General features: G+C 69.3%; 11 protein-coding genes. 4 read left to right on the forward strand and 7 right to left on the reverse strand.

Annotated features, from left to right (window positions below):
- Window positions 1-793: 793 nt before the first annotated feature.
- The 3 genes from FHR66_RS20215 to FHR66_RS20225 all read left to right on the forward strand — a co-directional run bounded on the left by FHR66_RS20215 (window position 794) and on the right by FHR66_RS20225 (window position 3,489).
- Entirely contained in the window at window positions 794-1,612 is an 819-nt protein-coding gene (locus tag FHR66_RS20215; RefSeq protein ID WP_160968772.1) for a L,D-transpeptidase family protein, read from the forward strand.
- Window positions 1,609-2,904 (forward strand): amino acid permease, encoded by a 1,296-nt coding sequence (locus FHR66_RS20220; RefSeq protein WP_160968774.1) that lies wholly within the window; start codon window positions 1,609-1,611, stop codon window positions 2,902-2,904. The genes FHR66_RS20215 and FHR66_RS20220 overlap by 4 nt, the downstream gene beginning before the upstream one ends.
- Window positions 2,905-2,991: 87 nt before the next feature.
- Window positions 2,992-3,489, forward strand: coding sequence for a hypothetical protein (locus FHR66_RS20225; RefSeq protein WP_160968776.1), 498 nt, complete (start codon window positions 2,992-2,994; stop codon window positions 3,487-3,489).
- Between the two features lie 130 nt (window positions 3,490-3,619).
- On the opposite strand, the gene FHR66_RS20230 is transcribed toward FHR66_RS20225, so the two are convergent.
- Window positions 3,620-4,123 carry a hypothetical protein gene (locus FHR66_RS20230; RefSeq protein WP_160968778.1) on the reverse strand — a complete coding sequence of 168 codons (504 nt, stop codon included), beginning with the start codon at window positions 4,121-4,123 and terminating at the stop codon, window positions 3,620-3,622.
- Between the two features lie 166 nt (window positions 4,124-4,289).
- Between FHR66_RS20230 and FHR66_RS20235 the strand changes: the two genes are divergently transcribed.
- Window positions 4,290-4,598 carry a hypothetical protein gene (locus FHR66_RS20235; RefSeq protein ID WP_160968780.1) on the forward strand — a complete coding sequence of 103 codons (309 nt, stop codon included), beginning with the start codon at window positions 4,290-4,292 and terminating at the stop codon, window positions 4,596-4,598.
- A 582-nt stretch (window positions 4,599-5,180) separates the two neighbouring features.
- Here FHR66_RS20235 and FHR66_RS20240 read toward each other — a convergent pair.
- The 6 genes from FHR66_RS20240 to folB form a co-directional block, all read right to left on the reverse strand.
- Window positions 5,181-6,326 (reverse strand): PQQ-dependent sugar dehydrogenase, encoded by a 1,146-nt coding sequence (locus FHR66_RS20240; RefSeq protein WP_160968782.1) that lies wholly within the window; start codon window positions 6,324-6,326, stop codon window positions 5,181-5,183.
- A gap of 185 nt (window positions 6,327-6,511) precedes the next feature.
- A complete protein-coding gene (locus tag FHR66_RS20245) occupies window positions 6,512-8,686 on the reverse strand; it encodes a glycoside hydrolase family 3 N-terminal domain-containing protein (protein WP_160968784.1) in 2,175 nt (724 codons plus the stop codon).
- 256 nt (window positions 8,687-8,942) lie between these two features.
- Window positions 8,943-9,884, reverse strand: coding sequence for an alpha-E domain-containing protein (locus FHR66_RS20250; protein WP_160968786.1), 942 nt, complete (start codon window positions 9,882-9,884; stop codon window positions 8,943-8,945).
- Complete coding sequence (locus FHR66_RS20255) at window positions 9,884-11,332, reverse strand: circularly permuted type 2 ATP-grasp protein (protein ID WP_160968788.1); 1,449 nt, start codon at window positions 11,330-11,332, stop codon at window positions 9,884-9,886. The genes FHR66_RS20250 and FHR66_RS20255 overlap by 1 nt, the downstream gene beginning before the upstream one ends.
- A gap of 79 nt (window positions 11,333-11,411) precedes the next feature.
- Window positions 11,412-12,731 (reverse strand): mechanosensitive ion channel domain-containing protein, encoded by a 1,320-nt coding sequence (locus FHR66_RS20260; protein WP_160968790.1) that lies wholly within the window; start codon window positions 12,729-12,731, stop codon window positions 11,412-11,414.
- A complete protein-coding gene (folB, locus tag FHR66_RS20265) occupies window positions 12,728-13,081 on the reverse strand; it encodes a dihydroneopterin aldolase (protein WP_160968792.1) in 354 nt (117 codons plus the stop codon). Before folB ends, FHR66_RS20260 begins: the two co-directional genes overlap by 4 nt.
- Window positions 13,082-13,158: the final 77 nt, after the last annotated feature.

Below are 13,158 nucleotides of genomic sequence, written 5' to 3' on the forward strand. Positions count from 1 at the left end.
CCCGGAGCGCGCAGCGCGGAGGGCGCGTAGGCAGGGCGCGCTTTCTTTTGGTTACCTTTTCTTTGCGCGAGCAAAGAAAAGTAACTCGCCCGAAAGGGCGAAAGCCTTTGCCGTTGCTTCAAGCTTGAGTCGGAGGAGAAAGACTGTAGGAGCGGCTTTAGCCGCGACCGACGTGATCGATAATCCCTGTCGCCGCTCAAGTCGCTCCTGCAATCCAGCTGCGGCAGCAGCAAGAGCAAGTGCAAGAGCAAAGCTTTCGCCTGACGGCGAGTTACTTTTCTTTGCTTGTGCAAAGAAAAGTAACCAAAAGAAAGCACACCCTGCCTCGCGCCCTCCGCGCTAACGCGCTCCGGGTCCGCGTCCACCCCGGGGATTCGCGGAAGGGGCATCCTGCCCCTGCCGCGAACGGCGCACGTCCCTGTGCGCCGCCCCTTCGGGGTTTTTCCCCGGGCCGGCCGCCGCTTCGGAAGGGAACCCGGCAAGTCAAAAGCCAGAGCAACAGCAAAAGCAAGAGCAGGAGCAATGGCAACGGCAACGGCAACGGCAACGGCAACCGCAACCGCAACCGCAACCGCAACCGCATGAATCAGCTTGCCCTGGTGCGGCATGGGCACCGACGACACAACACCGATACCACTGCCCACACTTCACCAGCACATACACCACCCGCCATCCACTGCATCGGCCGAGTTGCCGGCAAGCGAGCGGCACCAGCGCGCGCCATCCGCCTCGTAACTGCGCTACCGTTCACCCATGGCGCGCCCACCCGCCCATGCCGCCACCGGAGATGCCCATGCCCCTGCTCCATCGGTCCCCTGCCACGCCACTGCACGCCGGCCGCCACCGCGCCTGGCGCATCGGCCTGGCCCTGCTGTGCCTCCTGATCGCCGCGCCGGGCGTGGCCGCCGACAACGGCGCCGTGCCCGCGTTGCAGCGCGCGCAGCAACTGATCCTGGTACTGGCGCCGGACTGGGACAGCCCGCAGGGGCGGCTGCAGGCATTCGAGCGCGACGCGCACGGGTGGCACGCGCACGGGCAGGCCTTCGACGTGAGCCTCGGCCGCCACGGCAGCGCCTGGGGCCTGGGCCTGCATCCGGCACAAGCGGACGGTCCGCAGAAGCGCGAAGGCGACGGCCGCAGCCCGGCCGGGGTGTTCACCATCGGCGAGGCCTTCGGCTACGCGCCGCGTATCGACAGCACCATGCCCTACCAGGCGATGCAGCAGAGCAACTACTGCATCGACGTGCCGGACTCGCCGCTGTACAACCGCATCGTCGACGCCGACAAGGTCGGTAACGCCGCGGTGGCCGGGTCCACCGAACCCATGCGCCTGGACCTGCAACACGACGGCGATCAGCGCTACCGCGAGGGCTTCGTGATCCAGCACAACGCGCAAGCCACGCCCGGCGCCGGCAGCTGCATCTTCGCCCACCTGTGGCGCGCCCCGGGCGCCCCCACCGCCGGCTGCACCGCGATGCAGCCGGCCGACATGCAGCGGCTGCTGGCGTGGCTGCAGCCGTCCGCGGCCCCGCTGTTCGTGCTGCTGCCGCGCAGTGCCTACCAGCGCTTGCGGGCCGACTGGGCACTGCCGGCCGTGGAGCCGGCACCGTGAGCCAGGCGCCCGCGCCCGGGCTGGTGCGTGCGGTCAGCCGTTGGCAGATCGTGGGGTTGTCGATCAACGACGTGATCGGCAGCGGCATCTACCTGCTGCCGGCGGCCACCGCTGCCCTGCTCGGGCCGCTGAGCCTGTGGGCGGTGCTGCTGGCCGGCGTGGCGGTGGCGCTGCTGGTGCTGTGCTACGCGCAGGCCGCCAGCTACTTCGACGAACCCGGCGGCAGCTATCTGTATGCGCGCGAGGCATTCGGCCGTTTCGCCGGCTTCGAGATCGGCTGGATGATCTGGCTGACCCGGATCAGTTCGGCCGCCGCGCTGAGCAACGGCCTGGCCGATGCGGTGGTGCGCTTCTGGCCGGCCGCGGCCAGTGGCGGCGCACGCCTGGGCATCGTGGTCGGCTCGCTCGGTCTGCTCACCGCGATCAACGTGATCGGGGTGAAGTCGGCCGCGCGCACCGGCGTGGCGCTGGTGATCGGCAAGCTGGTGCCGCTGCTGCTGTTCGTGGCGATCGGCGTGTTCTACGTGGATTGGTCGTGGGCGTTCTCGGGCAAAACTCCGGACCCGCGCGATGTCGGCAACCTGGGCGAGGCAGCCTTGTTGCTGCTGTTCGCCTACGCCGGGTTCGAGAACATCCCGGCCGCCGCCGGCGAATACCGCAATCCGCGCCGCGACGTGCCGTTCGCGCTGATCACCATGATCGTCACCGTCACCCTGATCTATGCCGCGGTGCAGGTGGTGGCGCAGGGCACGCTGCCCAACGTGGCGCAGTCGGCGACGCCGCTGGCCGATGCCGCCAGCGGCTTCGGCGGCGAGGCGCTGGCGCTGATCCTCACCGTGGGCGCCACCATCTCCATCCTCGGCACCACCAGCAACACGGTGATGCTGGGGCCGCGCTTCCTGTTCGCGCTGGCCAAGGACGGCTACGGCCCGGCGTTCCTGGCGCGGGTGCATCCGCGCTTCCGCACGCCGGCCGCGGCGATCCTGCTGCAGGGCGTGCTGTCGCTGGCGCTGGCCCTGTCCGGGTCGTTCGTGCAGTTGGCGCTGCTGTCGATGGTGACCCGCCTGTTCGCCTACATCGGCACTGCCGCGGCGGTGCTGGTGCTGGCGCGGCGCTATGGTGACCGGCCCGGTGCGCTGCGCCTGCCGGGCGGGCCGTTGATTCCGCTGGCGGCGCTGTTGTTGGCGCTGGCGCTGCTGCTCAGCGCCAGCTGGCAGAACCTGGCCGCCGCGGGCGTGGCACTGCTGGTCGGTGCGCTGTTCTATCGATTCCCACGCAAGGACGCGGCGTGAACGCCTTCACGCCGCCTTGCGCGCAGGTCACGCGCGGATAACCGCGGCGCCCGGACGCTGGATGCCCGCCAGCAAGAGCCGACCGCCATGAAACGACGCCGCGTCTACAGCGCTCCGGATCTGCCCACCGCCACCCGTGCGCTGCAGGCCGCGCGCGGCGCCGGCCTCGACAACGACGACCTGTCGCTGGTCGCCCGCGGCGACATCGAGCTGGAAGCCATCCCCGACGACCGCAAGGAAGGCAAGACCGACACCGTGCCGGCCGCCGCGCGCGGCGCGCTGGGCGGCGGTGCAGCCGGGCTGCTGGCCGGACTGGCCGCGATCGCGGTGCCGCCGCTGGGCATCACCTTGGCTGGCGCCGGGGTCATGGCGATCGCTGGCGCCCTGGTCGGCAGTTGGTCCTCGGCCCTGGTCGGGGCCACCGTGCCGGACCCGGTGCGACGCAACTTCGAAGAGGAAATCGAGGCCGGCCGCATCCTCGTGGTGATCGAAGGCGAGCCGGAACAGTTGGACGCCGCCGACGCGTCGCTGCAGGCGGCCGGCGCCACGGCCTTGCCCTACGAAGCGGCTGCCGCCGCGCACTGAGGCCACGCCGGCGGCTGGGTACATTGCGCGAGACCTCGATGCTGCATGGGTCGTTGCGCTGGATGGTCTGCGAGACCTAAACGCCTCGAGAAGACTGCCATCGCGTCGTCATCGGTGGGCGCGCCGCTCATCAGACCGGCGTCAAAGACCGCATGCGCACCAACAGGCTGGCGGCGTAGACCAACCCATAGGCGATCAGCGCCGCGGCGATGCTCATGGTCAGCGGACTGGCGTTCTGCAGGGTCTGCGCGCTGCCGCCGGAGAAGGCGCCGCTGGCCCAGCGCCAGGCCAGGCGCCCGAGCAACAGCACGCTCAGGGCGGCGCCGATCCACGGGTTGGGCGTGTACCAGCGCGCGCCGTCCTGCAGCTCGATGCGGGTGTGGTGCAGGGCGAAGGCGCCCAGCGCGGCGCCGCCCACCGCGCCCAGCGCCATACCCAGGCGCACGGCGGGCAAGTGCGTGGCCAGCCAGGTCAGCAGCGCCGCGACCAGCAGCAGGAACCCCAGCCGCACGCCGGTGCGCCGCGGCTGCCAGGGCTGGCGGCCGAAGTAGCGGCGGATGCGCCGGTAATACAGCCAGCCGACCCCGGCCGTGGCCAGGTACGGGGTCAACAAGGCGATGCCGTTGGCGGCCATGGGGTGTGCCGGAAGAGGGAGGTAGTGGCGGATCGTAAGCCACCGTGCGCGCCGGCGCAGCCTGCCAGAAGGCATGAATGTTTCATATCGCGATCACGCCGCGCAGGGACCGGATTAACGGCCGCCTGGCTAGCGTGAGGCGCATTCACCACAACGGAGACCCACGATGAGCGTTCCGTATCAGATTCCCGGCCGCGCGCCCAACGACGAGGATCGCAGCACCGTCTCGCAGTACTGGCGCGATCGCTTCGCCGACGAGCCCTACTACAGCGAAGGCGAGCGGTTCGAGGACTACGAGCCCGCCTACCACGCCGGCCACGAGGCGCGCATCCGCGACTTCAACCGCGCCTACGAGCAGGTGGAAGCGGAACTGCACCGCGACTGGGACCAGAACAAGGGTTCGCAGACGCTGAGCTGGAGCAAGGCCCGCCACGCGGTGCGGCGCGCCTGGGAGCGCGCTGGCAACGGAGAATGACGCCGGCTTTCCGCGTTATCCGATGACCGCAGGAAAAACAGCGTAGGAGCGGCTTCAGCTGCGACCGGCAGGTGGCATCGACCATCAGACCGTCGCGGCTGAAGCCGCTCCTACGACGCTATCCCGGATGCAATGCCAGCATCCGGGAATATGGCGACGAATTGCGGCCTAGCTTGAGTTGCTCCGGCTTGTCAGCACATCGGCGGCGCGGAGCACATGGCCCGCAAAAAAAGGCGGGCGGCCTCTAACACAGGCGCGCAATTATCAGAACTTGCAGGAGCGGCTTTAGCCGCGACAGGCCTTCCCGAGAAAACCTGTCGCGGCTAAAGCCGCTCCTACGACGCATGGGCGTCGCGTTTTTGGGCGTCGCGTTTTTGTTGCACTCGCGCACCCGGTCTCTCGTAAATGACTGCCGGAACAGAGGGCCGTCGGCCGCACCATTGCCTGCGAGAGATCGAACAACCGTGTTGCTTTCTGGGTGACGTTGCACGCCCACCCACACCGCATGGGATCGCACCATCGTCAACGCGCACGAATGCCCTCGCCAGGCAGCGACGCAACCGCCGCTGCCTGGCGCATGCGTCAACTCTCCAGCGGCTGCAACTTCAGCAAGCGTCCACCCGCGCCATCCTCGAGCAGCCACAGTGCGCCGTCCGGCCCCTGCTCCACTTCGCGGATGCGCTGGCCCATGTCGTAGCGCGCCGCCTCGCGTGCGGTTTCGCCGTTGAACTCGATCCGGACCAGCGACTGCGAGGACAGGCCGCCGATGAAGCCGTTGCCGCGCCATTGCGGGAAGCGGCTGCCGTTGTAGATGACAAAGCCGGCCGGCGAGATCACCGGCGTCCAGCTCACCTTGGGCGCAGCGAATTCCGGGCGCGTGCTGTGATCGGGGATCGGGCGGCCGTCGTAATGGTCGCCATTGGACACGATCGGGTAGCCGTAGTTGGCGCCGCGCTGGATCAGATTGAGTTCGTCGCCGCCAGCCGGCCCCATTTCGTGCTCCCACAATCGGCCATTGGCGTCGAAGGCCAGGCCGAGCACATTGCGGTGGCCGAGCGACCAGACCTGCGCGGCGACGCCGCCGCGGTTGGCGAACGGGTTGTCGGCCGGCACGCTGCCGTCCTCGTTGAGGCGCACGATCTTGCCCAGGTTGCCGCTCATGTCCTGCGCCGGATCGAACTTCTGCCGCTCGCTGGAGCTGATCCACAGCTTGCCGTCCGGGCCGAATGCCAGCCGGTGGCCGAAGTGGCCGTTGCCGGACACCTTGGGCTGCTGCCGCCAGATCACCTGCTGCTGCGACAGGGTGCCGCCGCCGCTGGTGTCCAACGTCAACTTGGCGCGCATCACCGCTGCGCCGCGGGTGTCGCCGCTGCCGGGTTCGGCGTAGCTCAGGTAGACCCAGCCGTTCTTGGCGAAGCCCAGATGCGGCAGCACGTCGCCGAGGCCGCCCTGGCCGCCGTAGGCCACCGCCGGGACGCCGCTGACCGTGCCAGTGTGGCCGCTGGCCGGGTCGATGCGCTTGAGCGTGCCGCCCTTCTCGCTGACCAAGGCGGTGCCGTCGGGCAGGAAGCTCATCGCCCACGGTTCGTTGAAAGTAGCGACCGGTGTCGCCGAGAACGGCCAGTCGCCGCGCCGCTCGGCCGCTTTGTCGGCGGGTGCGGCGTGTGCCGCCGAGATCGCCAGGCCCATGGCCAGCGCGCAAGCCAAACCCAGGGAAGTCCGTTGCATGACGTGCACCTATCGGTTGGGAGTGTCGAATCCCGAACCTAGCAGACGCCGCGTGCACGGCAAGCATGCCGCGGCCAGGGCGTGGCCGCGGTCACGTCACGGCGACGGGTCCGGTAGACACGTCGCGTATTCACGTCCATCGACGCGGCGGCGGCAGGCCTTGCCGCACTGCCGCGCCGCGGCGCTCAGGCCTGCGGCAGCAGTTCGAACGCGACCGGCTCGCCGCTGGCCGCCGACGCGCACACCCACAGGTCGAACAGGCCCGGCTCGGCCGCGCACTGCCCGTCGCGGCCGGTGAAGGCCAGCGCGTGGCGGTCGAGAGTGAAACTGACCTCCATGCCCTCGCCTGCCGCCAGCCGCACCTTGCGGAACGCCTTCAACTCGCGCACCGGGCGCACCCGGCTGGCGACGCGATCGTGGATGTACAGCTGCACCACTTCCTCGCCCTCGCGCTCGCCGACGTTGTCGATGCGGGTGGTCACGGTCAGGGTATCGTCCCAGCCGACCTGGGTGCGGTCGAGCTGCGGCGCGCCGTAGGCGAACTGCGTATAGCCGATGCCATGGCCGAACGGATACAGCGGCGCGTTCGGCACCTCGCGCCAGCGCGACTTGAACTCGCTCATCGTCGGCAGTTCCGGCCGGCCGGTGCGCGGGTGGTTGTAGAAGTAAGGCTGCTGCCCCGCGTCGAGCGGGAAACTCACCGGCAGGCGCGCGGACGGGTTGTAGTCGCCGAACAGCACGTCGGCCACCGCCGGACCGGTCTGCGTGCCCAGGTACCAGGTCACCGCGATCGCCGCGGCGTCGCGCACCGCGCCCTGCAGCGCCAGCGCGCGGCCGTTGCGCAGCAGCACCACCAGCGGCGTGCCGGTGGCGGCCACCGCCTCGGCCAGCGCCTGCTGCGCCGGCGGCAGCACGATCTGCGTGCGCGACTGCGCCTCGCCGCTGTAGCGCTGCGGCTCGCCCAGCGCCAGCACCACCACGTCGGCGGCGCGCGCGGCGGCAACAGCCGCCTCGATGCCGCCGTCCAGCGGCGCTTCCAGCGCGCAGCCGGGCACCACGGTCAACGCCTGCGCGTCGTCCAGCGCGACGCGCACGCCGGCTTCCAGGGTCACGTAGCGGCTCTTGTCGCCGAACAGGGTCCAGCAGCCCTCGATGTTGTCGCGGTCCTGCACGAACGGGCCGATCAGCGCGATCTTCTGCCCCTGCTTGCGCAGCGGCAGCACCGGGCCGTCGTTCTTCAGCAGCACGATCGAACGCCGTGCCGCGTCGCGCGCCAGCGCATCGTGCGCGGCGATATGCGACTGGTCGGCCTCGCGCGCCGGGTCCAGCGAGCGGTACGGATCGTCGAGCAGGCCGATCGCCTCCTTCAGTTCCAGCACGCGGCGCACCGACGCATCCAGCAGCGCCATCGGCACCTCGCCGTCCTCGACCAGCGACGGCAGGTGCGCGGCGTAGAAGCCGCTCTGCATGCTCATGTCCATGCCGGCCAGGAACGCCTTCTTGGTCGCGTCGCGCTCGTCGGCGGCATAGCCGTGCGCGATCAGCTCCATGTCGGCGGTGTAGTCCGAGACCACCACCCCGCGGAACTTCCATTCGCCACGCAGGATCTCGGTCAGCAGTTCGTGGTTGGCGCTGGCCGGCACGCCGTTGATGTCGTTGAAGGAGGTCATCACGCTCAGCGCGCCAGCCTCGAAGGCGGCCTTGAACGGCGGCAGGTGCACGTCGCGCAGGGTCTGCGGGGAGATGTCGACGCTGGCGTATTCCATGCCGGCGGCGACCGCGCCGTAGGCCGCGAAGTGCTTGGGCGTGGCCAGCAGCGCATCGTCGGCGCGCAGGTCCGGCCCGTGGAAGCCGCGCACCCGTGCGGCGGCAAAGGCGCAGCCCAGCACCACGTCCTCGCCGGCGCCCTCGGCACCGCGCCCCCAACGCTGGTCGCGGGCGATATCCACCGCCGGCGCGTAGGTCCAATGGATGCCGGCGGCGGTGGCCTCGATCGCGGTGGCGCGCGCGGTGCGCTCGGCCAGGTCCGGCTCGAAGCTGGCGGACTCGCCCAGCGGGATCGGGAACACCGTGCGCATGCCGTGGATCACGTCCGCGGCCAGGATCACGGGAATGCCCATACGGCTCTCCAGCGCTGCGCGCTGGATCATGCGGCCGGACTCGGCGCCGCCGCCATTGAACAGCGAGCCGACCAGACCGGACCGCACCTGCTGCAGCACCTCGTCGGCATTGCGGACATTGGCTTCCGGATTCACGTCGGGGGCGAACGGGCGCACCATGTCGGCGAAAACGCCGAGTTGGCCGACCTTCTCCTCGACGGTCATGCGGGCGATGAGCGATTCGATACGATCCGAAGCCATGGGGTCCTTTGAGAAAACGTTTACATAGCCGCCAATTCTAGCTCTGCGGCCAGTCGATGGGGCAAGTTCCGGCACAGGAATCGCCTATTCATAAAACTGTCTACCGACCGGGTCCGGCGCGGCCGCCGCGTACCATACGCCTACGCACGTGCACCGCCTAGGGGAAGGCGATGGTGGGCTTGGCATAGAAAGGCCCCGGCTGGCAAGGGCCACGCCGGGCCGCCGGCCTCAGGCCCAGCGGCGCCCTCGGGGCGCCTCAGGAGCTGAAGTAAGCCTCGGCGATGGCGTTGTGCAGGTGGCCGAGGTGGGTCTGGATCTCGTCCATGAACCCGGCCGGATTGTGCTGCGCCAGGTAGGCGGGGTCGGCGTTGCGCACCAGCCCGCTGATGCGCATCAGCGCGCGCTCCACCGGCGGCCGCGGCGGCATGGTCGGCAGGATGTGCTGGGCGCGGACCAGGCAGAACTGCACGCTGCGCGGGAAGTCGTTGTTCTGCAGCAGGAAACGCAGCGCCTGCTCGCCGGTGACGCGCTGCCGCACGTGCCGGCGGTACATCTGGTAGGCGGCCTGCGCGCGCAGCACGCTCATCCACTGCATGGCCTGGTAGGCCTCGCGGTCGTCGGCCTTGCGCGGGGTGATCAGGCCCGAGGCGCCGGCATCGATGATGCGCGTGGTCATGTCGGCCTGCTCGATCGCCGTGCCCAGGCGCAGGAACTGGAAGCCGATGTCGCGGCTGACGTTGGCGGTCAGCAGCCCGGACACCTTCAGGCAGGCGTCGGTGACGTGGCCCAGGAACTCCATGCGGTAACGGCGGCCGACGCTGCGCTCGCCGTTGGCGTCGATGTACAGATGCAGGTCGTTGACCGCCTCCCAGATCTCCTGCGGCAGGGTGTCGCGGATGCCGCGCAGCAGTTCGCGCGCGTGCTGCACCGAGGTGCGCAGCGAGGACGGATTGCGTTCGTCCAGCAGCAGGAAGCGCACCACGTCGGCGTCGCCGACGTCGTCGCCGGCGTTGGGGAACCACAGCGCGAAGATCTCGCCGGCGCCGACCGTGTCGATCATCGGCCGCCAGGCGAAGCGCACCGAGCGCGGCAGGTCCAGCTGCAGCAGGCTGCCCACGCCGACCAGCCGCGCAGTGGTCTCGGCGCGGCGCACGTAGCGGCTGAACCAGTAGAGGTTATCGGCAACGCGCGAGAGCATCAGTCCAGCTCCTCGTCCAGGTCCACCACCCAGGTGTCCTTGGCGCCGCCGCCCTGCGAGGAATTGACCACCAGCGAGCCCTCCTCCATCGCCACCCGGGTCAGCCCGCCGGTGGTGACGTAGACGTCGTCGCGGGACAGGATGAACGGGCGCAGGTCCAGGTGCCGCGGCGCCGGCCCGGCGTCGGTCACGATCGGCGCGGTGGACAGGCCCAGGGTCGGCTGCGCCATGTAGTTGCGCGGGTCGGCCAGGATCAGCTTGCGGAACTGCTCGCGCTGGCGCGTGGTCGAGCGCGGGCCGATCAGCATGCCGTAGCCGCCGGACTCGTTGGCCGGCTTCACTACCAGCTCGTCCAGATGCTCGAGCACGTACTGGCGGTCCTTGTCGTCATGGCACAGGTAGCTGGGCACGTTGGGCAGGATCGGCTCCTCGTCCAGGTAGTAGCGGATCATCTTCGGCACGTAGGCGAACACCACCTTGTCGTCGGCCACGCCGGCGCCCGGCGCATTGGCCAGCGCCACCTTGCCGGCACGCCAGCTGCGGATCAGCCCGGCCACGCCCAGCACCGAGTCGGCGCGGAACGCCTCCGGATCCAGGAACAGGTCGTCGACCCGGCGGTAGATCACGTCGACCCGGCGCGGCCCGTACACGGTGCGCATGTAGGTGCAATCGTCGTCGGCCACGAACAGGTCGTCGCCCTCGACCAGCTCGATGCCCATCGCCTGCGCCAGGTAGGCGTGTTCGAAATAGGCGCTGTTGAAGATGCCCGGAGTCAGCAGCGCGATCACCGGCTGGTCGCCCGGGCGCGGCGACAGCGCCGCCAGGGTGTCGTAGAGCTGCGCCGGGTAGTCGTCCACCGGCAGGATCGCGCTGGTCTCGAACAGTTCCGGGAACACCCGCTTGGCGACCATGCGGTTCTCGAGCATGTACGACACGCCGCTGGGGATGCGCAGGTTGTCCTCCAGCGCGTAGAGGGTGCCGTCGGCGTCGCGCACCAGGTCCGACCCGCACACGTGCGCCCACACCCCCAGCGCCGGCGTGATGCCCACGCACTGCGGGCGGAAGTTCACCGAGTGCTCCAGCAGCATCGCCGGGAACACCTTGTCCTTGACGATGCGCTGGGCGCCGTAGATGTCGCCGATGAACAGGTTGAGCGCGCGCATGCGCTGCTTCAGCCCGGCCTCGGTGCGCTGCCATTCGTGCAGCGGGATCACCCGCGGGATCAGGTCGAACGGCAGGGTGCGGTCGACGTTGCGGCCGTCGGAGTAGACGGTGAAGGTGATGCCCATGACCCGCGCGGCGACGTCGGCGGCGAGCTGGCGTTCGGACAATTCGCGTCCACTGAGGCTGGACAGGTACTCGATGACCCGACGCGCAGCCGGACGTGGCTGCCCACCGGACTGGATCAGCTCGTCGAAGGTGGCCGTGCGGTACTTGCTCCAGTCCATCGCGCCCCTTGTTGCTGCGGGCCGGCGGCGAGAGGCGCCGGCATGTTGTCCCGCAACATGCCCGCAGACGTGACGGCCGTCAAGCGGACGGCGGCGGCACGGCGTCCGGGGCGCGGCGGATGCGCGCGCTGTCCATGAACATGGCGTCGCTGGAGGCCTGGAACACGCGCAGGTCGAAATTGGGCAGGATCGCCAGCAGGTGATCGAACAGGTCCGCCTGGATCTGCTCGTACATCGCCCAGCGGGTGTCGTTGGCGAAGCAGTACAGCTCCAGCGGCAGGCCGTTGGCGCCGGGCTCCAGTTGCCGCACCAGCAGGGTCATGTCCTGCCGCACGTGCGGGCTGGCGCGCAGGTAGTGCTCGACGTAAGCGCGGAAGGTGCCGAGGTTGGTGATCCGGCGGCCGTTGATCGGCGCCACCCCACGCTCGGCCAGCGCCCCGTTCCAGGCGCCGATCTCGTCGCGCTTGCGGTCGATGTACTCGCGCAGCACGGTCAACTGCCGCATCTGCTCGATCTCGGCGGCGTCGAGGAAGCGCACGCTGTGCTGGTCCAGGTACAGCGCGCGCTTGATCCGGCGCCCGCCGGACTCGCTCATCCCGCGCCAGTTCTTGAACGAGTCGCTGATCAGCTTCTTGGTCGGGATGGTGGTGATGGTCTTGTCCCAGTTCTGGACCTTGACCGTATGCAGCGCGATATCGATCACGTCGCCGTCGGCGTTCTGCTGCGGCATCTCGATCCAGTCGCCGACACGGACCATGTCGTTGGAACTGATGGTGACGCTGGCCACCAGCGACAGCAGGGTGTCCTGGAACACCAGGATCAGCACCGCCATCATCGCGCCCACGCCCGAGAGCAGGATCAGCGGCGACTTGTCGACCAGCACCGACACCATCAGCACCGCCGCGACCACGCCGAGCACGATCTTGAGCAACTGCATGTAGCCCTTGATCGGCTTGTTGTGCGCATCCGGGCGCCGCTCGTAGACGTGGTTGAGCAGGTCCAGCACGCGCGACACCGCCAGCGCCACGGTCAGCACGATGAAGGCGGCGCAGACGTTGCGCACCACGCTGACCATCACCGCCGGCAGGTGCGGCACCGCGCCGATGCCCAGCGACAGCACCAATGCCGGGATCACGTTGGCCAGGCGCGGGATCACGCTCAGCTTCACCTCCTTGTCGCTGAGCACGGTGGCGCGCAGCGCCCGCCGCAGCCCGCGCAGCAGGATCCGCTTGGTCACCCAGTTGGCCAGCCACGCCGCCAGCAGCAGCGCCGCGATCACCATCGCGTCGTAGGCCCAGGGGTACGGCGCCAGCGTGTGCTGCAGGTGGGCGAAGAAGTTCGCGCCGGGCGCCGCCGTCGGCGCGGCGCTGGCGAACGGCGGCAACGCCTGCACCCTCATGCGCGGCTGCGCTCGATGATGACCCCCACCGCCTGCGCCCCGCGCACCGCGCCCGGCTTGCTCAGCTTCAGCCGCAGCCACTGCACGTCGAACTCGTCCAGCACCGCCGCCGCGCAACGCTCGGCCAGGGTCTCGACCAGGCCGTAGCCGGACTGCTCGACCAGTTGCACCAGGCGCTTGCTCACCGCCTTGTAGTTGAGCGTATCGGCGATGTCGTCGCTGGCCGCGGGCTTGCGGTTGTCGAAGCCCATTTCCAGATCGAAGCGCAGCGTCTGCCGGATCCGCCGCTCCCAATCGTAGATGCCGATCAGCGCGTCGATTTCCAGACCTTCGATGAAGACTTTATCCATTGGGGGCGGGGATTCGGGAATGGGGATTGGGGAATGGTAAGAGCGAAAGGCGAAAGCAAAGCAAAAGCAGAGGCAGG

This window comes from Xanthomonas sp. F4, assembly GCF_011761895.1.